Annotated in this window: 23 protein-coding genes; 6 read left to right on the top strand and 17 right to left on the bottom strand. The window is 40.4% G+C overall.

Features of this window, described 5'->3' with window-relative positions; all coding sequences use genetic code 11:
* Positions 1-68 precede the first annotated feature (68 nt).
* Both ABIS04_RS19210 and hutI read right to left on the bottom strand, forming a co-directional pair.
* Positions 69-842 carry a haloacid dehalogenase type II gene (locus tag ABIS04_RS19210; RefSeq protein ID WP_371833653.1) on the bottom strand — a complete coding sequence of 258 codons (774 nt, stop codon included), beginning with the start codon at positions 840-842 and terminating at the stop codon, positions 69-71.
* 276 nt (positions 843-1,118) lie between these two features.
* Positions 1,119-2,348: an imidazolonepropionase gene (gene hutI, locus ABIS04_RS19205; RefSeq protein ID WP_350432118.1), complete on the bottom strand. Its 1,230-nt coding sequence runs from the start codon at positions 2,346-2,348 to the stop codon at positions 1,119-1,121.
* Between the two features lie 693 nt (positions 2,349-3,041).
* Between hutI and ABIS04_RS19200 the strand changes: the two genes are divergently transcribed.
* Positions 3,042-4,325 (top strand): mechanosensitive ion channel family protein, encoded by a 1,284-nt coding sequence (locus ABIS04_RS19200; RefSeq protein ID WP_137224283.1) that lies wholly within the window; start codon positions 3,042-3,044, stop codon positions 4,323-4,325.
* Positions 4,326-4,487: 162 nt separating this feature from the next.
* Here the strand turns inward: ABIS04_RS19200 and ABIS04_RS19195 are convergent, their stop codons facing one another.
* The 5 genes from ABIS04_RS19195 to ABIS04_RS19175 all read right to left on the bottom strand — a co-directional run bounded on the left by ABIS04_RS19195 (position 4,488) and on the right by ABIS04_RS19175 (position 8,525).
* Complete coding sequence (locus ABIS04_RS19195; protein WP_350432117.1) at positions 4,488-5,063, bottom strand: lysophospholipid acyltransferase family protein; 576 nt, start codon at positions 5,061-5,063, stop codon at positions 4,488-4,490.
* A gap of 178 nt (positions 5,064-5,241) precedes the next feature.
* Positions 5,242-5,709, bottom strand: coding sequence for a DUF2489 domain-containing protein (locus tag ABIS04_RS19190; RefSeq protein ID WP_350432116.1), 468 nt, complete (start codon positions 5,707-5,709; stop codon positions 5,242-5,244).
* Between the two features lie 94 nt (positions 5,710-5,803).
* Positions 5,804-6,352, bottom strand: coding sequence for a Der GTPase-activating protein YihI (gene yihI / locus ABIS04_RS19185; RefSeq protein ID WP_137224289.1), 549 nt, complete (start codon positions 6,350-6,352; stop codon positions 5,804-5,806).
* A 55-nt stretch (positions 6,353-6,407) separates the two neighbouring features.
* Positions 6,408-7,070 (bottom strand): class I SAM-dependent methyltransferase, encoded by a 663-nt coding sequence (locus ABIS04_RS19180; protein ID WP_350433478.1) that lies wholly within the window; start codon positions 7,068-7,070, stop codon positions 6,408-6,410.
* 831 nt (positions 7,071-7,901) lie between these two features.
* Positions 7,902-8,525 carry a cytochrome c gene (locus ABIS04_RS19175; RefSeq protein ID WP_137224295.1) on the bottom strand — a complete coding sequence of 208 codons (624 nt, stop codon included), beginning with the start codon at positions 8,523-8,525 and terminating at the stop codon, positions 7,902-7,904.
* A 263-nt stretch (positions 8,526-8,788) separates the two neighbouring features.
* On the opposite strand from ABIS04_RS19175, the gene yihA reads away from it, so the two are divergent.
* Positions 8,789-9,451 (top strand): ribosome biogenesis GTP-binding protein YihA/YsxC, encoded by a 663-nt coding sequence (gene yihA / locus ABIS04_RS19170; protein WP_140235428.1) that lies wholly within the window; start codon positions 8,789-8,791, stop codon positions 9,449-9,451.
* A 658-nt stretch (positions 9,452-10,109) separates the two neighbouring features.
* On the opposite strand, the gene polA is transcribed toward yihA, so the two are convergent.
* A complete protein-coding gene (gene polA / locus ABIS04_RS19165) occupies positions 10,110-12,866 on the bottom strand; it encodes a DNA polymerase I (protein ID WP_350432115.1) in 2,757 nt (918 codons plus the stop codon).
* A 531-nt stretch (positions 12,867-13,397) separates the two neighbouring features.
* Between polA and elbB the strand changes: the two genes are divergently transcribed.
* Positions 13,398-14,051, top strand: coding sequence for an isoprenoid biosynthesis glyoxalase ElbB (gene elbB, locus ABIS04_RS19160; protein ID WP_140235426.1), 654 nt, complete (start codon positions 13,398-13,400; stop codon positions 14,049-14,051).
* Positions 14,052-14,164: 113 nt separating this feature from the next.
* Here the strand turns inward: elbB and glpG are convergent, their stop codons facing one another.
* From glpG to ABIS04_RS19135, 5 genes are all read right to left on the bottom strand, one after another.
* Positions 14,165-15,016: a rhomboid family intramembrane serine protease GlpG gene (gene glpG / locus ABIS04_RS19155; protein WP_350432114.1), complete on the bottom strand. Its 852-nt coding sequence runs from the start codon at positions 15,014-15,016 to the stop codon at positions 14,165-14,167.
* Positions 15,013-15,321 carry a thiosulfate sulfurtransferase GlpE gene (gene glpE, locus ABIS04_RS19150; RefSeq protein WP_137224309.1) on the bottom strand — a complete coding sequence of 103 codons (309 nt, stop codon included), beginning with the start codon at positions 15,319-15,321 and terminating at the stop codon, positions 15,013-15,015. Before glpE ends, glpG begins: the two co-directional genes overlap by 4 nt.
* Positions 15,322-15,430: 109 nt before the next feature.
* Positions 15,431-16,456, bottom strand: coding sequence for an L-threonine 3-dehydrogenase (gene tdh / locus ABIS04_RS19145; RefSeq protein ID WP_137224311.1), 1,026 nt, complete (start codon positions 16,454-16,456; stop codon positions 15,431-15,433).
* A gap of 108 nt (positions 16,457-16,564) precedes the next feature.
* On the bottom strand, positions 16,565-17,758 hold the full coding sequence (locus ABIS04_RS19140) for a glycine C-acetyltransferase (protein WP_350432113.1): 1,194 nt from the start codon (positions 17,756-17,758) through the stop codon (positions 16,565-16,567).
* Between the two features lie 334 nt (positions 17,759-18,092).
* Positions 18,093-18,749, bottom strand: coding sequence for a TetR/AcrR family transcriptional regulator (locus tag ABIS04_RS19135; RefSeq protein WP_137224315.1), 657 nt, complete (start codon positions 18,747-18,749; stop codon positions 18,093-18,095).
* 117 nt (positions 18,750-18,866) lie between these two features.
* Here ABIS04_RS19135 and waaA point away from each other — a divergent pair, with 117 nt between their 5' ends.
* Positions 18,867-20,129, top strand: a complete 1,263-nt coding sequence (gene waaA / locus ABIS04_RS19130; protein WP_350432112.1) for a lipid IV(A) 3-deoxy-D-manno-octulosonic acid transferase — start codon at positions 18,867-18,869, stop codon at positions 20,127-20,129.
* A gap of 76 nt (positions 20,130-20,205) precedes the next feature.
* On the opposite strand, the gene ABIS04_RS19125 is transcribed toward waaA, so the two are convergent.
* Positions 20,206-20,934, bottom strand: coding sequence for a 3-deoxy-D-manno-octulosonic acid kinase (locus tag ABIS04_RS19125; protein WP_350432111.1), 729 nt, complete (start codon positions 20,932-20,934; stop codon positions 20,206-20,208).
* Between the two features lie 109 nt (positions 20,935-21,043).
* Here ABIS04_RS19125 and ABIS04_RS19120 point away from each other — a divergent pair, with 109 nt between their 5' ends.
* Both ABIS04_RS19120 and ABIS04_RS19115 read left to right on the top strand, forming a co-directional pair.
* Positions 21,044-22,078, top strand: a complete 1,035-nt coding sequence (locus ABIS04_RS19120; RefSeq protein WP_350432109.1) for a glycosyltransferase family 9 protein — start codon at positions 21,044-21,046, stop codon at positions 22,076-22,078.
* A 77-nt stretch (positions 22,079-22,155) separates the two neighbouring features.
* Complete coding sequence (locus ABIS04_RS19115; protein WP_350432108.1) at positions 22,156-23,148, top strand: glycosyltransferase family 4 protein; 993 nt, start codon at positions 22,156-22,158, stop codon at positions 23,146-23,148.
* 64 nt (positions 23,149-23,212) lie between these two features.
* Here the strand turns inward: ABIS04_RS19115 and ABIS04_RS19110 are convergent, their stop codons facing one another.
* From ABIS04_RS19110 to ABIS04_RS19100, 3 genes are all read right to left on the bottom strand, one after another.
* The gene (locus ABIS04_RS19110; RefSeq protein ID WP_140235418.1) at positions 23,213-24,352 is read right to left on the bottom strand and encodes a glycosyltransferase family 9 protein; all 1,140 of its coding nucleotides are present in this window, start codon (positions 24,350-24,352) and stop codon (positions 23,213-23,215) included.
* A 1-nt stretch (position 24,353) separates the two neighbouring features.
* The gene (locus ABIS04_RS19105) at positions 24,354-25,136 is read right to left on the bottom strand and encodes a glycosyltransferase family 25 protein (protein WP_350432107.1); all 783 of its coding nucleotides are present in this window, start codon (positions 25,134-25,136) and stop codon (positions 24,354-24,356) included.
* 91 nt (positions 25,137-25,227) lie between these two features.
* Positions 25,228-26,076: a glycosyltransferase gene (locus tag ABIS04_RS19100; protein ID WP_350432106.1), complete on the bottom strand. Its 849-nt coding sequence runs from the start codon at positions 26,074-26,076 to the stop codon at positions 25,228-25,230.
* Between the last annotated feature and the right edge of the window lie 6 nt (positions 26,077-26,082).

The following is a 26,082-nucleotide window of genomic DNA, read 5'->3' as shown; positions in this document are numbered from 1 at the left end:
GGCCATATACAGGCCCTAATTCTGTTTACATTTATCGCCCAGCATTGGCTGGGCGATAATCGTTAAGACTACTTAAATTTAGCTAAAGTGCTGGCCAGTTCATTCACATCCAGTACGTTGTAGTCTGGTTGTGCTGCTAGCGGGAACAACACCTTGCCTGGGCGACGAATAAAAGCGGTTTGTAAGCCTGCTTTATTAGCACCATCAATATCCCAACCGTGTGCGGCAACCATTAATGCTTCACTTGCATTAACGCCTAAATCTTTAATGGCCCACTGATATGTTTTTAAATGCGGCTTAAATACCCCAACAGATTCTATGCTTAAGTTGGCATCAAAATACTGGCTTAAATTAGCATTTTTAAGCTGTAAGGTTACACCCTCTAATGATGAGTTAGTTAAGGTCACGAGTTTGTAACCTTGAGCTTTTAATTTAGCTAAACCTTCCGCAACATCTGGGTGAGCCGGTAATGAACGAAGTGGCGTTAGAATGGCGGTTTTAGCTTGTTCTGGTGTGATGGCAATACCGTTGATTTCGGCAACCATTTGCAGTGAGGCAACGCCAATGCTGCCAAATGTTTGGTAATCACCAGTGGCAGACACAACTAACGAGTGGTGTAACATAGTTGAGAACCATAAAGGCAGTAAATCTTCACGGCCATTAAGCGCTGCGCCAACTGATTTGCGCATATTTTCAAGATCTAACAAGGTTTCATTTACATCAAAAATGATCACTTTAGGCTTAGTTAGCTGTGGTGTTTCGGAGTTAACAGATTCATTAGCGAACACAGTGCTGCTGTGGAGCAGAACAAATGCAGTAGCAAGCGACATTAAAGTACGGATTTTCATAATACCTCTGACAATTTGGGTTAGGTCGAAATGGAGAAGATAAACTTGAGCAATACGACTACTCAAACAATAATCAATAACAAAAAACATTTTGAACGTTCGTTCATAATCAGTATAGCCTAAATGAAATTGATCTTAAAATCACCATATTATTGGTTAATTTATTATTGAAGAGGATTTAACAAGACTGTTGAGTGGTAATTTTATGGCTACAATCTCGTCGTTAGCATGTGTATAGCGCTAACAACGAGTAGCCGTTAATCGAGCGGATTAATGTGGTAATGCAACCACTTGACCGCTTTTTACTACGGTTTGACACGGGTTCACCCCGTAAGCATAGGCCAGTTGCGCCGGTGTGGTGATGTCCCATAAACAAAAATCTGCTTGCATGCCTGTGGCAAGATGACCCACATGATTATCAATACCTAAGGCCTTGGCGGCATTTATAGTCACACCTTGTAAGGCTTCTTCTGGGGTTAATCTAAATAACGTGCAGGCCATATTGAGCATTAATAAGGTGGAGCAAATAGGGGATGAAACAGGATTAAAATCGCTGGCAATTACCATTGGTACCTTATATTGACGCAACAAATCTATTGGCAGTAATTGGTTTTTTCGTAAAAAGTAATACGTTCCTGGTAACAAGGTTGCGCAGGTACCACTTTCGCTAATGGCTTTAACACCTGCTTCGTCTAGACACTCAGCATGATCGACCGATTTAGCCCCAAGCTTGGCCGCTAATGTGCTGTCACCCATATTGGTTAATTGCTCTGAATGCAGTTTAATATGCAGGCCAGCCCGTTTAACCGCCGTTAATACTTGCTCAGTTTGCTCAAGATTAAAGGCGATATTGTCACTAAATACATCAATCGCATCCGCAAGGTTTTCGGCAATTACCGCGGGGAGCATGTCGTTGATGACCAAGTCGATATAGGCGTCAGCATTGTCTTTATATTCTGGCGGAATCACATGTGCACCCATAAAGGTGGTGCAGACATCAATATGATGATGCTCGCCTAATTCGCGTGCGACCCGCAGTAGCTTAAGCTCGGTTTCGGTGTTTAATCCGTAGCCGGATTTAATTTCAACCGTGGTGACGCCTTCTCTGGCTAAGGCGTTTAAGCGTTGTCGTCCCAGTTCAAACAATTCGATTTCGTCTGCATCACGACAAGCGTTGACGATCGAGATAATGCTGCCCGCACAAGCTATTTCGGTATCTGTCGCGCCTTGTAAACGCTGTTCAAATTCGTTAGCGCAATTACCGGCAAACACCAAGTGGGTTTGTGAGTCGATAAGCCCTGGCGTTATCCAGCCGCCTTTGCCTCTGTAAATTGGTGTTGCCAGTACATCAAATTCAGGCAGATCACTGCGTGGGCCAATCCAAGCAATTTTTCCGTCTTGGATTGCAATAGCCGCTTGAGATATTACGCCGTAAGCCCCTTCGATATTGGCATCCATGGTCGCCACATTTACATCAATCCACACTTGATCCCACGACATAACATTCCTTACAAATCGGTTAATGTAAAACAATACTGGTATATTCAAGCTAGGATGAATGATGTGTTTTTAAACAGCAATGTTTTGTTATTTAAAAAACGAGAGTGGCTAGGGCCTGTTGATCTTTGCTGGTTGAATTTTGTTCGAGTTAAAAACGTTTTAATCGAGGCGAATGGATTGATGCCTAGTCATCTAAGCAAAATCTATTCAACAAAGAGTAAAACGTTTTTAGCAGAACCCTTCGGGCAGCGTTTGTTGGCCATTTTTACGGCGTTATCGACTTTTTATGTAGAATAACTACACCTCAAAGTCTCTGCCGCGCAATTATAAATGTGAGTAATGGCCAGAAATTCGCTGCAAAAACAACCTTGAAAGATCAACAGACCCTAATAAGTTGATGATAAATTCGATAATGGACTACAAGATTGTTTTTATTATTTTGTCTCATCCATGAGTAAAATGAAGGTTTGTATTATCTGTTATGGGTATCATCCCACAGCGCCTAACAGTTAACATCATAGTGAAAATAGAGGCTTGGATTTATATTTAGCCTATCGGCGGATAGTGTTGAGGTTTAGTTAACGTTCTCTATCAACACAGGGCATAATGAGCTACGAGTGTTTGATTATTTTTATGCGGTTTAATTTAAGTCTCTTGATTGTGTAAGAGGCAAAAGTGGCTAAGGATTTGTTTGTGAATACAGAAGTGCGGATTGAAATTGCAGCTTGGTTAACCCGATTAGGTGTTAATAGCCAGCCAACAGATGGATTGGCGACCTCAATATTGATTTTTGCCTGTTTACTGGTTGCGGGTATTAGTTATTTCATTGCACATCGATTTGTGGCACATGGGATTAATATGATGATCCGTCGGTCCTCGGTGAAGTGGGACGATATCTTTATGCACTTTAATGTGTTTGAGCGAGTCGCCTTACTTGTGCCTATTGGGATTCTTGATTTACTGCTACCTATCGTACTTACCTCACATGATGTTGCCAGTATGGTTATTGATCGCTTGCTGAGCTCATTATTGGTGTTGTTTATTTTACGAGCGATTTATAGCGCACTCAATGCTGCTGATAAAATCGCTGATATGAATCATATTAATCGACGTTTACCGGTAACTAGCTTTGTTCAATTAATTAAGTTATTTCTATTTTTTATCGGCTTAATTATTGTATTTTCAATTCTAGCCGACCGGTCACCCATATATTTCTTTAGTGGCTTAGGTGTGGCTACTGGTTTGGTCATGTTGGTGTTTCGTGACACTATTTTGGGCTTTGTCGCTGGAATTCAACTTGCCGCCAACCGCATGGTGAGCAAGGGGGACTGGATCCAAATGGATAAATATGAAGCAGATGGAACAGTGGAAGATGTTACTTTAACGACGGTCAAAGTTCGTAATTGGGACAATACGCTTACCATGATCCCCGCTTACGCCTTAGTGTCGGATGCCTTTAAAAACTGGCGTGGTATGTCTGAATCAGGTGGTCGACGGATAAAGCGTTCTATAAATATTGATGTAAATAGCATCCAGTTTTTAAATGATGCTGAACGTATTCGCTTAGGTAAAGTGAATTATTTAAAAGAATATTTACCACAAATATTTAGTGAGATCAGCGCTGCTAATGCCAATATTAGCGATATTGATATGAAGGTAAATGGTCGTCATTTGACTAATATCGGGACATTCAGGGCGTATTTACAAGAGTACCTACGTCGGCATGATAAAATACACAAAGACATGACATTGATGGTGAGGCAACTAGCCCCCACTACGGAAGGTCTACCGATTGAATTGTATATTTTTACTAATGATATTCGTTGGACTTTTTACGAAGCGATTCAAGCAGATATTTTTGATCATATTTTTGCGATATTACCTGAGTTTGGTTTACGGGCATTTCAAATCCCGACAGGCACAGATATTCGCAGCATTAAGCACTGCGAAGAGCAACACGCTGAAGAGCAACATTGATAAACCATTGGCGCTGATGTCGTTGTTTGGGCGATATCAGCGTACGTTAATCGATTAATGGTATCGAATAGCAAATCAGCATTACGTCTATCTAAACACCAACCTTAGGTGATAACAATTTGTTAGCTTATAAAGGCTCGATAGTACACTTAACGAATCAAATCATCCGTTTCGTTCTGGTGTGGATTTTAGCTGATACATAGGAATCGCTTTTGGATGGCAGCCTTCAATCGTTCTATAAAAATCCATTAATTGATTTATGTCGATTTCGATATTGCCCGTGGGTGTCATCGGTGCTGATAGCACTATGGTTTTTCGGCCAAAATCTAAACCAACAGGCACAATATTCACATCTGATTTCACTGCAATATGATAAAAACCGCTTTTCCAACGATTGACCGGGCTGCGGGTTCCTTCGGGTGCTAATGCTAATTTGTAATTCGAATTTTGTTGAAAAAGTTGAGCCGCGGCATCGACCAAATTGTTGTGTTTTCGTCGATCAACAGGGCTTCCACCCATGGCTCGAAACAACCATCCCCAAGGGGCGATAAACAATTGGTGTTTACCTAAAAAATGGATTTTAGTGTTTAAGGCACTGCGGGCAAGGATCCCGATGACAAAATCCCAGTTACTCGTGTGTGGTCCAACAATCATTACGCAGGGTTGAGTTGTATCAAGTTGGCCTTCAAATTTCCAACCCATAACGTGAAGTAATCCTGAACAAAGTGTATAGAACATATTGTGCTCCCAATCATTGAGCGTTAACGCTTGTTATTTTGATACAGAAAAAGGCAGAAGATAATCTAGCCATTATTTAACCGCATTAGCAAACGGTCAGGAGATGATTTGGTTTAGACCTTTTACAGTATAACGTGCCATGTTGCTCTTTGCTTATGACTTGTGGATAACGTCAGCGTTAATGGGTCATTGGTTTGTCGAATTCAGCAATGTGTTTTGTCTCGTCTAAAATAAGTTGTTCTAATGCTGCTTCAGATTTCATACGTTCTAAATCAAACTTCATCCGTTGTTGTTTAGGCAAGTCTGTTCGCGCTTCCATGATGGGGTGATTTCGAATTAATTCATAATGGGTAAACAGATTAGGAAAGTCTCCCATAACTTGTTCCGACATAGATAATACGTCAAATAACTTCCCTATGCGCATAACGCCTTCTGACAGCTCACAGCGCTCTTCTAACATCGCAGCGGCAATGTAACGGATATCTGTCAGTATTTGTTGTCTACGCTCGTCGGCTTTAGCCTTACGCTCTGCCAGTGCTTGTTGATTAGCTTGTGTTTGACGTTTAAGTGTTAACAGCAAGTGTGTTGCATAGCTTGCAAGAGCAATAATAATGAGTAGCGCAATAATGATGACAGTTGTAGACACAATTTATCCTTTTTTGAATACAAAACTGGCGCCATATGCGCCAGTTTTTAAACATCAAACCAAGAAATAGCTTGGTATTACTTTATCGAGAAGATTAATCTTTCTGCTGATAATCTTTGAGCAAATCTGCACCTGACTCAAAACGATTTAATAGTTCATCATCAGTCTGTTGCTTTTTAGGGCTTTGAGTTGGCGTGTCATCACCTTCACTAAGGCCTAAATTCAGCATCAGTTGTTCAATCTTGTCTAATTGAGTATTTAACCATTTTTGGTCGGTATCAGACAAGTCACGACCTTCTTCAAGTTGGTCAAGTAATTGATTCAATCTTGGGTCTTCTTCAAGTTTTAACAACTTTTGTTCGTCAGTCAATTTAGGCTGTTTAGGCTTAACTACCAACGGTTTGGTAATAGATGTCGGTAATGTTAACGCTACAGGCTTTTTACTGCCATGACGTGCATCTTTACTCTTAACCGATGTAGTACCTGAAGCTTGTTTAAGCAAAGCTTCATTATGACGGCTGCCAGATTTATGGCCAGCTTCTGATTTTTTACCATCAACCGCGTTACGATCAACTTTTTTTACTCTTGGGGCAAATTTAGCGCCGTTTTCGCCGCCTTTGCGAGTTTTTTTACTGCGAGCCATGATGTTCTCATTAGGTTTTCTAAACACGTCCTTGCAGAGTAATTTCTACAAGGCACTAAATAAGGATGCGCTTTATATCAGATTTTGATGCTTTTTGCATCAAAACTAGATCTTTCGATGCAAATAATAGCTCAAAATCACTATTAAATGCTAAATATTCGAATGTTGCCTGCTGATAAAAGCTGACATGAGTTGGATTATTCTTGTAATGCCATTTAGCAAAGTGGTCTTTATCTGTTAATAAGGGAGTGCTTATGGCTAACCAACCGCCGGGTTTAATCAGTTGATTGAGTAACATCCATTCTCGGTGAGGATGACGAAAGTGTTCAAAAACACGGTAGCAACAAACAAAGTCATAATGTTGCTTTAGCACCGACTGATCTGCTGCAAAAAAAGGATCGTACTGATTAACTAAGTTACCAGTGTTTAAAATAGTTTGTTGGCTTTGCTCATCGAGCACTCGGCCAAAGTTCAAGCCCTTTAGCGTGCCGGTTTGTTGCAAAGAGATTTGATCGAGTAAAGGCAAAATAAATTGTGTTAATTGTTTTTGTTTGGATTTTTTTTGTGCTCGACCATAATGTTGACGCTCTAGGTTAGGCATAAGATATGATTTGGAGTCAGCAAAAATTAAGCCGCATTGCGGGCAGGCATAGAAGGCTCTTTTTTTGTCTTGAACAAAAAAATCAGCACAATGATTACAAAGCGGGCATACGTTCATCAAATACAGCGGTACCTAGGTATTACTTGATTAACGATTATATAGCGAATGCGGTTAAATAATACCAAGTATTTGAAAAATACCAATATTGGTATGATTTAGACATAAAAAAAGGTGGCAGTATAAACTGCCACCTTGTAAAACAGTGCTTAACGCACCTTATTCTGATTCCAAGTATCCGTACTTGCTATGTGACTATCCCGGTCAGATCGTTACTTTTTTGCTATCCGTGCCGTTTTTAGTTGTTATTGGTCATCAATGACGCTTTTTTATATTCTGTTGCCGTCCTGACTACAGCTTCCGTAGATGGTCTTCAATGACTCATCGATATCTTAATTGTCTTCAATGACAATAGTTAACCATCCTTGTTACATTGTACCTTCGAGTGGTAAAAACTTCCTGTGGATGCATCCTCAACAATATGTTGGTTTTGCTGTTATTTGAATCATTCAAATAACACCTAAGGGTCACTCTGTTGTGTAAGGTAGTGCTAAATAGCATGTCGACCAATCGGTCTATTCCTTACAAATTTTACGACCAGTATTTCAAACTGAAATATCGACTCATGTTGTTATTATTAGTGAGCGGTCTCAAATTATTATTGTTATTAATTTGCTTTATTCTTATATCTTAAATGTATTCGTCCGAAATCTGCTTGATGTTGTTAGATTTATGTTCCAAACAGTTGGGTTCATCTCGGTACGGGGTGTATTTAACGATAAAAGTGTGAACCTTGTCAAGTAAAACATAAGAAGTTGACGTAAACGTCAACTTGGTAAGCAAAAAAATGGGCTCGAAAGCCCACTCTTTAATAAATAATATTCAGTACTATTATTTATTAAGACTTGAAATATATTTAGATAATACTTCTATATCAGCATCAGATAGCTTTTTCGCTACATCTTGCATCATGCCATTTAAATCATTGTGACGGCTAGCATCACGGAATTTGTTTAGCTGAATTTTGATATAGTTAGCGTGTTGGCCTGCGACAGCAGGGAAACCTGCAGCAGCTGCGCCATGACCTTCAGGTCCGTGACACGCAACACATGCTGTAATACCACGAGCGGCATCACCGCCTTTATACAAACTTTCGCCAGCAGCGGGTACGTCAGCAACATCGGCGACAACTTTGACTTGGCTAGCAAAGAATGCAGATATGTCAGCGATGTCTTCATCACTTAGACCCATAGACATACCGATCATGATTGGGTCCATACGACCCTCTTTACCGCCGGTTTTAGCGGCTAATCTGAATTCAGTTAATTGCTTTTCAAGATATTCAGGGTGCTGGCCTGCTAATTTAGGATACATATCAATCATGCTATTGCCGTCAACACCGTGACAGGCAGAACATACGATTGCTTTAGTTTTGCCTACTTCAGCATTACCTTCAGCCATAACTGATGATGACATTAAGGCGACTACAGACAGCGCAAGAGCTAACTTTTTCATGGCGTTCCAACTTCTAGTTAATTTATTGTCCTGAGCTTACTAGGAAGACCCGCAAGCGTGGTAAAATGTTTTTCCAAGCGCTTTAATGCTGTTTGTCATGCTCGAATAGAGCAAAATCATTTATAACGACATCACACATATCAGCGTTGCTTGGGTATATAATGTGATCAAGCTAATATTTTACACGAAAATGTGCAAAAGTAAGCAATTGTTAAAAATTTATGGTAATGCGTTGTCTAGAAGTAATTTAATTGGAGTGTAGAGTGACTGAATCTCGTATCGATTTCCGTAGGGCTAAGTTTTTAATTAGTGCGCCAGATATTGCGCATTTAGATCAGTATCTTCCTGGGGATATCGGGATTGAGATTGCGTTCGCAGGGCGTTCTAATGCCGGTAAGTCTAGTGCATTAAATGCGCTTACAGAACAAAAAAGTTTAGCCAGAACTAGTAAAACACCAGGTCGAACCCAATTGATCAACGTTTTTGAATTAGATGATGATCGTCGTCTAGTCGATTTGCCGGGTTATGGTTTTGCACAAGTGCCATTAGCGTTAAAAAATAAATGGCAAGAAGCGCTTGGTGAATACTTACAAAAGCGTGCTTGTTTAAGTGGCGTCGTAGTATTAATGGATATTCGTCATCCATTGAAAGATCTTGATATGCAGATGATTGAATGGGCTGTATTAAGCAATATTCCTGTCTTAGCGTTATTAACGAAATCTGATAAATTGACTCAAAGCGTCAAAATGAAGACGGTTAATGATGTGCGTGCAGCCTTATCGAATTTTGGTGATAAAGTGCAAGTAGAGACGTTGTCGTCGCTAAAAGGCACTGGTAAACCAAAAGTGCTGAGCATTTTAAATGACTGGTGCCATCCTGAGTGGTTAGCAGAACAGAAGGCTGAGCAAGCTTTAGACTCAGAATAACCGTTAGGGTGATATAGCAGATTACTAATAAGCACTAATAGCCGACATTTATGTCGGTTTTTTTCGTCTGTGATAAGCAGTGGTGATTTTTAAACAAAAAAAACCGATAACCAAACGGCCATCGGTACAAATAAATTAGCTCTTTTGGGGAGAAGCTAAATTCAACAAGACTCAAGCGTCATCAACTCAATTTGATGACTCTCAATGGCCCTATAATAACCGTTTTTTTTTAAACATTAAAGTATTTACTCTAAATATTTTTAATGGTCAAAAAAAACCAAAAAAAAAGCCCCAGCAACCTAAGTTGCTGGGGCGCCGAATTTGGCTAGTCACTATCGCTAGTGAAATAAAGGTTTGAAAGATTGAACATCTTAACCTCTGTACCCTACGAAAATTATAATAGCTCATACGCCTTAAAATGAAAAACTGTTTTTCATATAAAGATACAATAACTGTGATATTTGAAACAAATTGGTACTTATTTGTTAACTCGATCGATAAATATGTTGTGGTATTTGAGTCGTATTGTTTATCGATTGCTATGTTTAAGGGGCTCTCGCGGTAAAAAAGAAGACCCGCAAATAAAAACGCCGTATTCCAATGAATACGGCGTTTCGTGACTGACACTAAGTCAATTCAACGTAGCATAAACCAATGATTAGTGGGCTTGATCCCAATTGTCGCCAATTCCAGCCTCTGCCAATAAGGTTACGTCTAATGATGCCGCTTGTGCCATTAAATCGCACATTTTGATTTTGAGCGCTTCAGCTTGAGCTTCATCCACTTCAAACACTAATTCATCGTGTACCTGCATTATCATTGTAATTTCACCTTGAGTCTCTTGGGTGATCCACTGATGAATGAGTATCATGGCTTTTTTAATGATGTCAGCCGCCGTACCTTGCATTGGTGCGTTAATTGCCGCTCGTTCGGCCGCTTGGCGACGCATTGCATTACGATCGCGGATTTCTGGTAAGTATAAACGTCGTCCGAATAATGTAGAGACATAACCTAACTCAGCTGCGATGGCTCGAGTTTCTTCCATGTATTTTAGGACACCGGGATAGCGTGCAAAATAAGTATCTATGTAGGTTTGCGCTTCGTTACGTGGAATATCCAATTGCTTAGCTAAACCAAACGCAGACATACCATAAATTAAACCAAAGTTAACTGCTTTGGCGCGACGACGTTGTTCTGTGGTCACTTCTTCAAAATGTACCCCAAAGACTTCGGCTGCTGTGGCTTTATGAATGTCTTTACCTTCAGCAAAGGCTTTAAGTAAACCTGCATCTTGAGACAAATGAGCCATGATCCGCAGTTCAATTTGTGAGTAATCGGCTGCTAAAATCTTACGTCCTGCCGGAGCGATAAAGGCTTGGCGAATACGGCGACCTTCTTCAGTACGGATTGGAATATTTTGTAAGTTTGGATCGCTTGATGATAAACGCCCGGTGGCAGCATTAGCTTGGTGGTAACTGGTATGAACTCGACCCGTCGTAGCATTGACCATAAGCGGTAGCTTATCGGTATAAGTGCTTTTTAGTTTGGCTAAACTACGGTGTTGTAGGATGATTTTAGGTAAAGGGTAATCTAGTGCTAGTTCAACTAACACTTCTTCTGATGTTGATGGTGCCCCTTTTGGGGTTTTCTTCTTTACTGGATAACCTAGTTTTTCAAAAAATAGGGTTTGCAACTGTTTAGGTGAAGCTAAATTAAACTTCTCTTCCGCTATTTCATAGGCTTTGTTTTCAAGATCATCCAGCTTTTTGGCTAATTCAACACTTTGTTGGCTCAGTAACATTGAGTCGATTAATACACCTTGGCGCTCAACGTCGGATAATATTTGAATTAATGGTAGTTCTAACTCATTAAATACACTGGCTAACTCAGGTTCTTTTTCAAGCCTTGGCCATAGATGTTGATGTAAACGCAGAGTGATATCGGCATCTTCAGCGGCATAAGGTCCGGCGACATCAAGGTGAACTTGGTTGAAAGTGAGTTGTTTTGCGCCTTTGCCAGCAACATCTTCGAAGCTAATGTTTTTGTGTCCAAGGTATTTGAGGGCTAAACCATCCATATCGTGACGTGATGCCACTGAATTAAACACATAGGATTCGAGCATGGTATCAAAACGGACGCCTTTTAGGGTGATACCTGCGTTGGCTAAAATACTGATATCGTATTTTAAGTTTTGTCCCACTTTTTGTGGAGTATCGCTTTCAAGGATCGGGCGCAGTTTTTCAAGAGCAATGGCTTTATCAATTTGCTTTGGTGCATCTAGGTAATCATGCGCTAACGGTAAATAGGCCGCTTTGCCAACTTCGGTTGTAAATGATATGCCGACAAGTTCAGCTTCCATGTAATTGAGACTGGTGGTTTCAGTATCAACAGAAATAAGTTCGGCGCTACTGAGTTTTTCAATCCATTTATCGAGTGCTTCTACAGTCAGGATTGTTTCGTATTCAGCTTCAATGATAGGTGATACTGTGATCTCTTCATCGCTATCTGTACTGATGGTGCCGTGAGGTTGTTTATTATCTAATACTTCAGCTAACCAACGTTTGAACTCCATTTCAGAATAACATTTAATCAGTTCATCTCGATCTTGGGGCTTAACGTTAAGCTCATGCCAATCTTGTTCTAATTCAACATCGGTTTTGATGGTGGCGAGTTTGTAAGATAGTTTTAGCATGTCGGCGTTGTCGATAATTTTAGCCGGCATGGTTTTTGAGCCTCTAAAGCCGACATCAATGACGCTTTGCGGATCCGCTAAGATATTTTCTACACTTCCCATGCCGGTGAGCATGGCTAATGCGGTTTTTTCACCGACGCCAGGTAACCCTGGAATATTGTCTGATTTATCACCCATTAGTGCTAAAAAGTCGATTATTCTATCTGGGCTGACACCGTACTTCGTTTTGACCTCTTCAGGGCCCATAATGGTGTCAGTCATAGTATTGATTAATGTGACATGCTCATTCACTAGTTGAGCCATGTCTTTATCGCCAGTACTGATTAGTGTCGCACGGCCTTCTTTACTCGCTTGAAGGGCGATGGTGCCGATCACATCATCCGCTTCAACACCCGAAATGCAGATCAAAGGCAAACCCATTGCGTGAATGATTCTGTGTAATGGTTCTATTTGAGTACGCAAATCATCAGGCATCGGTGGGCGCTGGGCTTTGTACTCACCATACATATCGTTGCGAAAGGTTTTGCCTTTCGCATCAAAAACGACAGCAATATGACTAGGACTATAACGGCTTAATAAGCTACGAAGCATATTAACAACACCATAAACCGCGCCTGTTGCTTCACCTTTTGAATTAGTTAAATGAGGCGGCGCATAATAAGCGCGATAAAGATAAGATGAGCCATCAACAAGGATGAGCGGGTTATTAGGAATAATTGGCATAATTAATATTCGTATTCAGTATTTTGCGAGACTAATAGAATGACATTATACCCACAGCACCTCAAGATGCTTGTGAGATTGCCAATTATTTACTCAAGATAGTGTTTAATTACTGTAAATTCTGACTAGTGATGGATTGAGTGAGGTTTAGTGGGTGTTTTTATGGAGAAAAGCCAACAATCAACCACAGTAATATGCTCTCAGCCTGTGGATAAGTCTGTGAGTTAATTAATCAACGTTGCGGGATAGATTTTCTTACGACTGGAAACGAAAATTATAACCTGTTGAATTATATGTTTTATTTTTATTTTTGTGAGCTGAATATTAATTCTAATAAATATTATTAATTTGTGGACTTTTTTATTGATGTCAGTTAAGCCACAATGGAATTTAGTGATGATTTATGGAGAAAAAACATGCAACTCCTAAATTCGACGTTCTAAGTTAGCACGATTTTTAATCAGATCAACCGTTTTGTTGGTTTTTTGTTGTAAATTTTACATTAGCAATTAAAAGTTAAAGGTGGATGTCATGAAAAAGATTGCTGTTTTATTAAGTGGCTGTGGAGTTTTTGATGGAACTGAGATTCATGAAGCTGTATTAACCTTGTTGGCGATAACGCGGGCGGGTGCACAATATCAATGCTTTGCTCCGGATATTGCCCAAATGCATGTGGTGAATCACTTAACTGGAGAGGTCAATACGGACGAAACTCGTAATGTATTAGTTGAGTCTGCTCGGATAGCTCGAGGTGAAGTCCTTAATGCCAGTATGTTAGATGTTAGTCAATTTGATGGTTTAGTGATCCCTGGTGGTTTTGGCGCCGCTAAAAATTTATCTAACTTCGCTACCACAGGTAGCAATTGCGACATTCAGCCTATTGTAGAGAGCTTTATTCGTGATTTTGCGTTAGCCCATAAACCTGTCGGTTTTGTGTGTATTTCACCTGTAATGATCCCTAATATTTATGGTAAAGGAGCCATTGGTACCATTGGGACTGATGCTGAAACTGCTCATGCATTTAATGAAATGGGCGGTAAACATAAAAATGCCCAAGTAGAAGATATAGTTGTTGATGAAGTGAACAAAATCGTCAGCACGCCAGCTTATATGTTAGCGACATCGATTTTAGAGGCGCATATTGGTATTGAAAAACTAGTCAATAAAGTACTTGAAATGGCTTAAGTTCAGTTTATAAGCATCATAAATATAAGTCGGTCAGTGTTCAAAACGAGGGTGAATAATGGTGCCAAATAGAGTGGCACCATTATCGGATGTCGGCTAAGTGGAATATGTTATTAGTGGGTTTTAACCCGTTGTGACTTTCTGCTATCAAACAACGCTTGAGCTAGACCGATACAAAGCCCGCCAATATGGGCTCCATTTGCAATAGGCATTCCCAGCACATCGGTAAAACCAAGTACTAGCCAAATGAGCATAAATCCCATGTAAGATTGCGGTAAATTAATACCACAACTGGGTTTTCGAATACCCATTAACCAAGTGTAACCAACCACAGCATAAACGACACCTGATAGCCCTCCAAAATTAGGCCCGCTTATGTAAAATTGCACGATATTAGGTATCGTGCCAGCGACGAGTAATAAGAATAGCAAGGGGCGAGTGCCTAAATTAGTTTCAACTTTACCGCCTAAATACCACCACCACAGTAAATTAAAGATGATATGCATAGCAGAAAAGTGCATTAGGCTTGGCGTGAATACCCGCCATACTTGGCTGAAGTCACTATCAGGGACTGCACTAAAAAAAGATAATTTACTGTAGATGGCATCGGCAAAACCTAGGTTCATACCTGCGAAAACGGCAACACAAGCAAAAAAGCACATCAATGTAAGTGGGCCTGCTCCTGTCATAAATTGTTGAAATAACCCCTTGGTTCCAGGACCATAGTCAAATTTGGTATCTGTCGCACCGTTATCCCAAGATGCCTGTAAATACTTATGATGATATGGGTCTTTAGCAAACTCAATTAACTCGGCTCTAGCTTGGCTTTCATCGGTTGGGTTAACAATGACTAGGCTAACACCTTGAGCATGAGTCACGGCATGACATTGAATATTTAATCCTTTGAGGTAATCAATAAATGCTTGTGCAGCGCGTGCATTAGGTAGTTGGCCAATTTCTATCATGAGTTAGCTAAGCTCCAGGCACTATAACCACCATCGAGACTGTAGATGTCATCAAAGCCTTGTTCATTTAAGTAGCTAGCTGCACTTTGACTGCTCATGCCGTGATAACACACCACAACAAGCGGTTTATCCATATCGGCATCAGCAATAAAGTGGGCTAAGTTTTCATTATTCAAGTTAACAGCGTGCTCAATATGACCTGCAGCAAAACTGGCGGCATCACGAATATCGACAATTTGTATATCGCTTGATTCGCTGGACATATGGATAAGCTCATTAATAGACAGATGTTTAAAACCAGACATGATATTACCTATAAAAGTGTTCTAATAGCGATTGGCTAAACGCCAGTTTGCAACAAGGGGTTGTATAAATACAACCCCTTGTTGGTGTGCATAAGCTAGATCTTAATGATTAATCCCAGTTTAAGATGACCTTTCCAGATTGACCTGAGCGCATAGCATCAAAACCTTGCTGGAATTCATCAATACTAAAATGATGAGTAATGATAGGAGACAAATCTAGACCCGATTGGATTAAGCTTGCCATTTTATACCAGGTTTCGAACATCTCACGGCCATAAATACCTTTGATGATTAAACCTTTAAAAATGATTTTACTCCAGTCAATGGCCATTTCACCGCCAGGAATACCTAACATCGCAATTTTACCGCCGTGGTTCATGGTATCTAACATGGCGTGGAATGCCGAAGGCACGCCTGACATTTCTAAACCGACGTCAAAGCCTTCTGTCATGCCAAGTTCTTTCATGACATCTTTAAGATTTTCTGTTGCAACGTTAACGGCACGGGTTGCGCCCATTTTACGGGCCAGATCGAGTCTATATTCATTTACATCAGTAATCACAACATGACGAGCACCGACGTGCTTACATACTGCTGCGGCCATAATACCAATAGGACCTGCGCCAGTAATCAATACATCTTCGCCGACTAAATCAAACGATAATGCAGTATGAACAGCGTTGCCGAATGGATCAAATATCGCGGCTAAATCATCTGAAATATCTGCAGGAATTTTAAAAGCGTTAAAAGCGGGTATTACTAGGTATTCTGCAAAAGCACCATCACGGTTCACGCCAACACCCGAAGTGTTACGGCACAAGTGAGTTCGGCCTGCACGACAGTTACGACAATGACCGCAGGTGATATGACCTTCACCTGAAACTCGATCACCAACGCTGAAGCCACGAACTTCTTGGCCAAGATCGACAACTTCGCCAACATATTCATGACCTGCAATCATAGGAACAGGAATGGTTTTTTGTGACCATTCATCCCAGTTATAAATATGGACGTCAGTACCACAAATAGCCGTTTTACGAATTTTAATGAGTAGATCGTTATGACCCATTTCTGGTTTTGGTGCATCGACCATCCAGATACCTTCTTCAGGCTTTAACTTACTTAATGCTTTCATGTTGATGACCTATTTTTAGTCTGAGCAATCTTTAGTCTGAGCTAGCTTTAACCGAACTATAGTTACGCGAAGCTTAATTTATCTATGGTTCAATGAACCTAAGATAGATTAGATAATGCCCATTTCTTTACCAATACGAGTAAAGGCATCAATAGCATGATCAAGTTGTTCGCGAGTATGTGCCGCAGACATTTGGGTACGAATACGCGCTTGGCCTTTAGGTACTACTGGGAATGAGAAACCAACCACATATATGTGTTCTTGCAATAAACGATTAGCAAAATCGCCAGCCAATTTAGCATCACCAATCATAACGGGAATAATGGCATGGTCTGCACCGCCTAAGGTAAAACCAACGGCAGACATTTGCTCACGGAAATAACGGCTGTTTTCCCAAACTGCTTCACGTAAGTCTTGACCAGTTTTGAGCATTTCAAGCACACGGATAGAGGCGCTAACAATCGAAGGTGCTAATGAGTTTGAAAATAGGTAAGGGCGAGAGCGTTGACGTAACCATTCAACAACTTCTTTTTTTGCCGCGGTAAATCCGCCTGATGCACCGCCTAAAGCTTTACCTAGGGTACCAGTAATGATATCGACTCTGTCCATCACGTCACAATATTCGTGGGTTCCACGACCATTTTGCCCGATAAAGCCTACAGCATGAGAGTCATCGACCATCACCAATGCATCGTATTTATCCGCTAAGTCACATACGCCTTTAAGGTTGGCTATTACGCCGTCCATTGAAAATACACCGTCAGTGGCGATTAAAATATTACGTGCACCAGCAGCTTGAGCAGCAATAAGCTGAGTTTCTAAGTCGGCCATGTTGTTATTGGCGTAACGGAAGCGCTTAGCTTTACATAAACGCACGCCATCAATGATTGATGCATGGTTAAGGGCGTCGGACACAATAGCATCTTCAGCATCTAATAGGGTTTCAAATAAACCAGCATTAGCATCGAAGCAAGACGAGTACAAAATGGTGTCTTCCATGCCTAAAAATTCACTTAGGCTGGCTTCTAATTGCTTATGAATGTCTTGAGTACCACAGATGAATCGTACTGATGCCATACCAAAACCGTGACTGTCTAAACCGGCTTTTGCTGCTTTGATAAGTTCAGGATGATTGGCTAAACCTAAGTAGTTATTAGCACAAAAGTTAATCACTTCTTCACTGTTAACCTGAATGGCAGTTTGTTGAGCTGACGCTATGACTCGCTCACTTTTGTATAAGCCATCGGCTTTTACATCGGTAATTTGCTGGTTAATTCTGTCGTAAAAAGAGGTAGATGCCACCGGTGTTCTCCTAAATATGGTTATTATGCTTATCCAAATCACGCAGTAAAACACCGCTATAAGTGACAGGGTGCTTTGGAGTTGTTGGCATTCTAACCTTTATTTTTGCTGCTCTACAGCGTTTTTTTAAGTCGTCAGACCAACATGAATTAGTTTAGGGCTATTGGCTTATTCACATAATAAAAACTAATCGTTAACATAGTCGGTAGCTGGATTTGGGTTGTGGGAGGAAACCCTAAAAAAATCCGCTAATAACCGATTCAATAGTAGTGGGTTATTAGCGAGTTTAAAAATGTGTTACTTGAGCGCAATTAACAGTATTGGCAGCATTTACTTACTCAGCTAGATGACGTTCTTTACTGGCTATGTCTAAATAATGTTGTTCTAAACGGGAGAAGGTTTCGCTTGACGTAGGAGTCTCATAAGCCTGAAAAATCATCAATATTCTTAATAAACCATCATATAAGGTGGCTTTAGTAATCGTTGATGTGCTTGATTGAGTTAATTGATAGCTAATCCAAAAGCTGACCATCATTTTAATAGTGTCAGCAAGCGCAGTGACTTTATTGTCATTTACATCAAGAAAACCGTCTTTTTTTAGTTTGCGTAAAATATTGCTTGAACGGTTAAGAACTTGTTGTTGAGCATGTAAGTAGCGAGTTTTTAGCGCATCATCACGGCTTAAAATATCTGCTAGATTGGAATACATAAATCTAAACTGCCATAAGGTATAGAACATGGCATCAAAGTAACCCATTAATAATTCAATGGTGATCGGGACATCATCATAAGGATTAAAGCCTGATTCTAAATGACTTTCATATAGGCTGAAAATGGAGTTGATAATGTCTTCTTTATTACGAAAGTGATAATACAAATTACCCGGACTAATGCCTAAATGTGCTGCAATATGGTTAGTGGTAATATTTCGTTCACCACGTTCATTGAATAGCTCTAAGCTGGCAAAAATGATTTTATCTCGGGTTTTCATGTGATTTCCATATTCATTATTGACTTATTGTCGCTCAAATAATTCCTTAAGCTGACTTAATACGAGTATGTTAACATTGTGCTTATCTGACAAGCAAAAATCGATGACTCTTCTTACATGAACCGTATTGTTTATTCTTTCTTTCTATATTTAATGTTTCCGCTGGTTATCCTCTATTTAGCATTTCGGGCGATAAAAAGTGTCGACTATCGTCATCGTTGGTCTGAACGCTTTGGTTTTACCAAGTTAATGCCAACAGATGTGTTGATCCACTGTGTTTCTATGGGTGAAACGCTAGCGGCTATTCCGTTGATTAAGCAACTTATGACTGCACACCCTGATGATACATTTACGATTACAACAACCAGCCCGACAGGGTCGGCTGAAGTGCTAAAAGCATTTGGCGATACGGTGCAACATTGCTATCTACCATTTGATTTCTCTTATGCTATCAAAGGCTTTTTACGTCAAATACAGCCTAAAGTGTGCATTATTATGGAGACTGAATTGTGGCCAAATTTAGTCTACTTTGCCGCGCGACAACAAGTGACATTGATTTTGGCTAATGCGCGCTTGTCACAAAAGTCAGCAAATAAATACGCTAAAAAACGTCGTTTGGCTGTGCCAATGCTAAACAAGCTCAACTTGATTACTGTACAAACTCAGCGTGAAGCAGAACGGTTTATTGATTTAGGTGTGGAAGCTCAACGTATACATGTGTGTGGTAGTGTAAAGTTCGATCTTACTATTGATCCTATAAAGAAACAGCAAGCAATAGCACTTCGTGCAGAGTGGCATCGCGTTAACTCTCCTATTTGGGTTGCGGGTAGTGTTCATCCCGGTGAGTTTGAGGCGATTTTGACCGCCCATAAGCAACTATTAAGTCATTTTCCTGATGCATTATTAATTATGGCACCACGACACCCAGAGCAATTTAATTTAGCCGCTATTACCGTCACCCAGTCAGGGTTGACGTTAGCTAGGCGCAGTATGAATGATGAGGTGAATGCGAAAACTCAAGTATTGCTTGGCGATACTATGGGAGAGCTAGTGATGTTATATGGCGCTGCAGATCAGGCATTTATTGGCGGCACATTAATTAATAATGGTGGTCATAATCCACTTGAACCTGCCGCGATGGGGCTGCCTGTGTATGTTGGTCCCAATCATTGGGACTTTGCTGAAATCACACAATTACTTGCTGATGCGGGTGCATTAACCTGTATTAGTTCTGCAGATGAATTAGCGCAAGAATTACAGAATAAGTTTACCGATAACAATATGTACCAATCAGCATCTACAGCGGCTCTGGCTGTGGTTGAACAAAATCGTGGTGCATTATTAAAGCAATTCACACTGATTAATAAGCTTATTGTTTAACATTTTGCTGCCAGCTATCTAAAAATAGACGCAGATTAGCGTCTATTTTTATAACCCCTCAATACAAAAGTTCGCCTTAGATTGGGTTTACGCTTTGGTAACCGGCAAGTAATTGCTGCCAATGCTGTTGACTAAATTGCAGCGTAGTCAGTTTAGCGTGTTCCTTTTTAAACGAACGTAGCAAACGATCTAAATTGGCTTGCTGCCATGTAGGGTGTGGCGTACGTAACTCACCTCTATCAAAGTCAATTAAATAGAATTGTCCGTGCGCAAGTAAGATGTTTTTTGCATTTAAATCGGCGTGATATACCCCACGTTGATGGAATTTGGCAATGGTTTCGCCTAATAAATACCATTGTGACTCAGTCATTGGGTTATGGCTTAAGTAAGCTACTAAATCATTTGCACCTGCAACATGTTCAATAATAATGTCGGCACGATACCATAAACCAAATCGTTCAACGTTAGCTGCTATGGGACGAGGAACGGCAAACCCTTCTTGATACAAGGTTTCGAGTATCGTTAATTCAGCCACCGCGCGAGTTCGTTTTAGGCCTGTATAGAGATAGGCATCTCGGCTGAATTTTTCCATCATCCCACCTCGCCAATAATGACGTAACACCCATGTTTGCGATGAGTCCGAGTTAGCAGTTTTGACAAACCATGTGGTGTAACGGCCCTTAGACTGACCCACAACGGCATTGTTGTCCCGCCAACCATCGACCGCAAAATCTTGTGGTGCTAATTGCTGGGCAGTGGTTTCACACCATGCGACATGGCCAAGTTGAGTGATTTTTATTTGCATCTAATTATCAATAGCATTGGTTAGATTGTGGATCGAAATAACATTATACCTTAAGATCACTAACTTGCCTTAATCGCCTTATTCTTCACTCAAACATATTGGATTATCAATGAAAGCTGACTTTAGTTCGATAGGTTCATTATGTTTACTGCGTTTGTCTGCCATTGGTGATGTTTGCCATGCGGTGGCGATGGTGCAGGCTATTCAAAAACAATATCCAAACCTTAATATTACTTGGGTGATTGGTAAGGTTGAATATCAATTACTCAAGCACTTACCTGGCATTCAATTTGTTATTTTCGATAAGTCTAAAGGCTGGCGTAGCTATGTTCAGTTGCGCCGTGATTTACAAGGTCAACATTTTGATGTGTTGCTGCATATGCAAGTAGCACTTCGTGCAACCATAGCCTCATTAATGATTAACGCACGAGTGCGAGTAGGATTTGATAAGGCTAGAGCCAAAGAGGGTCAGTGGCTGGTGACAAATAATGCTGTAGAACCCTTGGCGACGCCCCATGTATTAGATGGCTTTATGGGCTTTGCTAAAGCCATTGGTGTAGAAGATTTAACGCCAAGCTGGAACATTCCTGTACCACAAGCCGATACTGACTTTGCCAAACAATTAGTGGGTGATGATAAGGTATTAGTGATTTGTGCTGCGGCCAGTAAAGCTGAACGCAATTGGCTACCAGAGCGTTACGCTGCAGTGGCTGATTATGCTGTTGATCAAGGTTATCGGGTAATGTTGTGCGGCGGTCCAACCGCGTTAGAAAAAACCTTAGCCGATGTGATTCAATCCCATAGCCAGCAACCATTAGATAATCAAGTAGGCAAGACATCTTTGACTCAGCTACTTGCAGTGTTAAAACAAGCCAAGCTAGTGCTCGCACCTGACACCGGGCCTTTGCATATGGCCGTCACTCAAGGAACACCGGTTATTGGCTTGTATGCTCATTCAAATCCCGGACGAACGGGGCCTTATTTTTATCGAGATTATACCGTGTCGGTTTATGACCAAGTCATAAAGCAACAGGTTGAAGGTGATGTAAAATGGGGAACGCGAGCCAAAGGTGAGCATTTAATGGCGATGATAGAGGTTGATGAGGTTATTTCGGCGTTTAAATTACTTTGCACAGATCAATAAATATTTTCAGTTGCTAATTTATGGTGAAATATTATCAATTATTTTGTTCAGTGGCACATTCAATACGGAAAGGTTAAATGAAAATCTTACATGTACTACTTTGCCGAGGACCGTTTCCGGCGTTTAAGTTTGGCGGTACTGAACGGGTGGTATGGTCTCTGGCCACTGCACAAAAGCAGCAAGGGCACGAAGTAAAGTTTTTGATGCGTCCCCATGATGTTAGGCCTGAAGGAACGCTGTTTTACGATAAACGAAAGACATTTAATCAACAGATTACCGATTGGCCTGATGTGGTGCATTTTCATTGTGCTTTTACTGGCGAATTAGATAAGCCGTTTGTGTGTACCGAACATGCTAATGCTGATGAAGCCAAACAATACGCTCGTAACACCATATTTATTTCCCAGCGTCATGCCAATAATCATCACAGCGACTGCTATGTTTACAATGGTCTTGACTGGTCTGAGTATGGTCAGCCTAGTCTTGAATCCAACAGTAATTATGTGCACTTTTTGGGTAAAGCGACGGTTCGTCATAAAAATCTAACTGGCGCTGCTAAAATTGCTAAAAAAGCAGGTGAAAAATTAGCTGTCTTAGGCGGCAAACGATTTGAGCTTGGTACAAAAGGCTACCTTAACTTTGATATGAATATCGACTTTAAAGGCATGGTTGGTGGCAATGAGAAGTTTACGATTATCAGACAATCAAAGGCGCTACTATTTCCAGTTAGATGGCATGAACCCTTTGGTTTAGCGATTACCGAAAGTTTATTTTTAGGTACTCCGGTTATTGGTACACCATTTGGCTCATTACCAGAGATTATCACCCAACCTGAAATAGGGCTGCTGACGACAGATTATAATGAAATGGTTGATGCGTTGAAGCACCTTGATCGTTTTGACCGTAAAGTGTGTCATCAAGTGGCAAGAGATGTGTTTAATGCTGATGTGATGGCCCAGCAGTATCAAGGTATGTATGAAAAGGTACTCAACGGTGAGTATTTAAATAAGGTTGCACCTTATTCAACCGAAAGTTTATTGGATTTGCTGCCAGTAACTGAATTGACGTAGCTAATCGTCGTGTTTGTCAGCACCCATAAAAAAGGCCTTATTGGCCTTTTTTATTATCTTCTGTTTATGGGCGCTTATCTAATTTGCTTGTTCCACTAAAATGTTGATTCAGTTGTTGGGTAAATGCATCTACGATTTGCTGAGGCGTAATCGATTTAGCTTGACCGCTACCCGTTAAAATAATGCAGTCGCCTTTAGGCTGCCACAGGGTTAAATCATTCGACATTATGGTCACTTGTGGTTTACCCATGCATACTGCAAGGTGAGCCGTTGCCGTTTCGGCACTTATAACAATATCGCTTTCAGCAATTAAGGCTGGTAATTGGAAGAAGTTTTGCTTGGCAGTAAAGGTGGTTACGGCTAAGCAGTTTAAGTCGCTATCTTCAGCAACTTGGGTGGTTACTTCATTCAATTTATCGGGCGGACAGTTGAAAATGTATACCAGGTTTTGGTATTTCTTTTCTAACGTTAAAATTACCTTTTTAAGTTGAGCAAAAGGATAATCACGCTTATCGGCTGTGGATAAATGATTGACAAAAACTATGAGCTTATTGTTATCATTAGTGGTTAATTTTTCGATAAGTGTGCGGGCTTGTTGTTGATAAATCGCATCAACATTAAAGGCCAATTGTTTTTTACCATCGACTAAATCATCACAAGTAAGACCCAATGCTCGCTCAAAACATTGTGAGTATAAATCGGTAATATGCTCACTGTGCTTGGCTATGTCATCGTAACTGAAGTGTGCATCTATATTCTTGAAATATAGCCATTTTGCAATCGGGTTATTCAATGGTTTACTTTTTGAGGCTACTATATAAGCTGAAGATGATATTTTTCGGGCTATTTTTGCAAATTGCTCACTGCGATTTTTACCAATAAATACGATTAAATCATAATTGAGCTCTTTGGCCTGACTGATATAGCCTTGTCTTTGGGCAAGGTTGCCAACAATTGGATAAGTATTGTCGATAATGCCGAGTGCATCTATCCATTCGTTGAGCACTTTATTGCGACCTGTTGCCCACGATTGCGGACGACTGCGACAATCATCAAACCACACATCAATAACCAAATGCGGATATTTTGCTTTAAGTGCTTTTAACCAAACACTTTGGTAAACAAAATCACCAATGGCTAAGTGTGTCATATACAAAATACGCTGTGCACTCTGTAATTGTGTATGGCTTATTAATGAAGACACATTAATCCTTTTTTAACGCTTGAGTGAATTGACGAAATCTTTTTTCAAGCTGAGGTGTTGCGATAAATCGCATCAAGGCTCTACTCCAGTTTAGCATTAACTTAGTGACACGACGTTGAGGTGCTCTTTCTAGATTCCCGTCAGGATTGATATCTGACGGACCTTCTATGTCGACAGAAATACAGTAAGGGAGCAAGCCAAAAGGCGTTATTCCTAGACTCCACCAAGACTTTAAATGACCATCAACTGGCTGGACAATATAAGGCATATGGCTAATCAACGACTCTGCACCTCGGCGACTAATGGCTTGGGCCATTGCCCCTAGTGGAAATTTTTTATAGGTTACAAATTCAAACTCGCCATATTGCATTGACGACTGAATATTTTTACGGCTTTTTCGCGTCAGTGGATACAACTTGATAAAGTCCCAATTCATGGTGGGTAGATTGAGGATCATATTAATTGTGTCGGCAAAATTAGCTTCAAGATGAATATCATCTTCAAATACAAATGCTAAGTCTAAATCGTCATCGATAATTTTTTGCCAAGCTCTTTTATGACTTAAGCTGCAGCCGATTTCCCCTTTGCTGAGATCGCGATAATAATGTTGTTTGGCTAAACGAGCAGGTGACACCGCTTCGATTTCATCTGCAGATAGCAGTTTTCCTTCAACAGCATCAATGCGTTCGAATGGAATATTAACCTCTGCGAGTTGTGCTGCAATTTGTGCTAGCCTTTCTTGCGAACGGGCCAAATTAATAACAAACACTTTGTATTTCAACATGAATAATTAAGCCTTTTCACTAAATGCTTTGCTGCTAAATACGTTAAATCTTAATACTTATTTAGCTAGATATACGGTAAATAACGTTTGGTTAAATCGTCACGAAGCGCTTGGCTATCGCATTGATTATAGGCTTAGGCAATTTGTAGCGTTGCTGGACCTTGTTGATAAAGAGGTCCCAGCCACTTTGTTTTATATCAGCTAATACCTTGTCATCAATATGACCTTTGAACAGTTCGCAAAAGTCATTTACAAATCTCACTTCACGCTTAAGTGATGAATTACTGTAGCCTCGCCCCGCATAGTGAATAAAATTGGCATCGCGATAATTTTCTGGCCCCATAAAATCCATGCGATTAAATTTAGGCGAAATACTCTGATGTGCTAAGCCGTCACGGTGCAGCAAGTAGTTTACATATGTTTGTTCGTAATACTTGATGTGGTTGCATAGCTGCTGCAGGTCTTCAAGTTTAGCAATATCAAACAATTGGCTTTGCTTTGAAATAAGCATGCAACCAAGGTTGTAGTAAACTGGACGATTGTTGACGACCGGCCAATTATCAAGAGGTCCCATAATCGCGGTTATTTTATCAATCACATTTTGACGTTCTAAGTGTTCGCCCTCATTAAATAAATAAACCGTGTTGACATCATCATAAACGTCAAAGATATTCTCCGCATCTGGCTGGATGATAATGTCAGCATCGACATATAACACCCTGTCATATTGTTTAAGGAGCTCTTTAATGTACAGTTTTTCTGTCCATGCTGGGCTGGCAGTATGTTGAGGGTCTTTAATGGTGATAGGATAGTGAAATTCTTTAGATACAATAAGATCCGCTCCGACTTTCTGTGCATATTGCTCAAAGCTGAGTAATGCAGCGCGGTACATCGGATTTTCATCACCAATTGCAAGAGTGAAAATAGCTTTCTTCATCATTGTATC

Origin of the sequence: Shewanella sp. H8 (assembly GCF_040285065.1) — a bacterium.
Lineage (GTDB): Bacteria > Pseudomonadota > Gammaproteobacteria > Enterobacterales > Shewanellaceae > Shewanella > Shewanella polaris.
The sequence above is the reverse complement of the archived record's forward strand: the minus strand, read 5'-3'. Positions and strand labels throughout refer to the sequence as shown.

Excerpts from the sequence above, each read along its gene's own strand:
- hutI (WP_350432118.1), bottom strand. The coding sequence starts at position 2,348 with ATGTCGTGGGATCAAGTGTGGATTGATGTAAATGTGGCGACCATGGAT.
- ABIS04_RS19195 (WP_350432117.1), bottom strand. The coding sequence starts at position 5,063 with ATGTTCTATACACTTTGTTCAGGATTACTTCACGTTATGGGTTGGAAA.
- yihI (WP_137224289.1), bottom strand. The coding sequence starts at position 6,352 with ATGGCTCGCAGTAAAAAAACTCGCAAAGGCGGCGAAAACGGCGCTAAA.
- ABIS04_RS19180 (WP_350433478.1), bottom strand. The coding sequence starts at position 7,070 with ATGAACGTATGCCCGCTTTGTAATCATTGTGCTGATTTTTTTGTTCAA.
- ABIS04_RS19175 (WP_137224295.1), bottom strand. The coding sequence starts at position 8,525 with ATGAAAAAGTTAGCTCTTGCGCTGTCTGTAGTCGCCTTAATGTCATCA.
- polA (WP_350432115.1), bottom strand. The coding sequence starts at position 12,866 with ATGCCAATTATTCCTAATAACCCGCTCATCCTTGTTGATGGCTCATCT.
- elbB (WP_140235426.1), top strand. The coding sequence starts at position 13,398 with ATGAAAAAGATTGCTGTTTTATTAAGTGGCTGTGGAGTTTTTGATGGA.
- glpG (WP_350432114.1), bottom strand. The coding sequence starts at position 15,016 with ATGATAGAAATTGGCCAACTACCTAATGCACGCGCTGCACAAGCATTT.
- glpE (WP_137224309.1), bottom strand. The coding sequence starts at position 15,321 with ATGTCTGGTTTTAAACATCTGTCTATTAATGAGCTTATCCATATGTCC.
- tdh (WP_137224311.1), bottom strand. The coding sequence starts at position 16,456 with ATGAAAGCATTAAGTAAGTTAAAGCCTGAAGAAGGTATCTGGATGGTC.
- ABIS04_RS19135 (WP_137224315.1), bottom strand. The coding sequence starts at position 18,749 with ATGAAAACCCGAGATAAAATCATTTTTGCCAGCTTAGAGCTATTCAAT.
- waaA (WP_350432112.1), top strand. The coding sequence starts at position 18,867 with ATGAACCGTATTGTTTATTCTTTCTTTCTATATTTAATGTTTCCGCTG.
- ABIS04_RS19125 (WP_350432111.1), bottom strand. The coding sequence starts at position 20,934 with ATGCAAATAAAAATCACTCAACTTGGCCATGTCGCATGGTGTGAAACC.
- ABIS04_RS19120 (WP_350432109.1), top strand. The coding sequence starts at position 21,044 with ATGAAAGCTGACTTTAGTTCGATAGGTTCATTATGTTTACTGCGTTTG.
- ABIS04_RS19115 (WP_350432108.1), top strand. The coding sequence starts at position 22,156 with ATGAAAATCTTACATGTACTACTTTGCCGAGGACCGTTTCCGGCGTTT.
- ABIS04_RS19105 (WP_350432107.1), bottom strand. The coding sequence starts at position 25,136 with ATGTTGAAATACAAAGTGTTTGTTATTAATTTGGCCCGTTCGCAAGAA.
- ABIS04_RS19100 (WP_350432106.1), bottom strand. The coding sequence starts at position 26,076 with ATGATGAAGAAAGCTATTTTCACTCTTGCAATTGGTGATGAAAATCCG.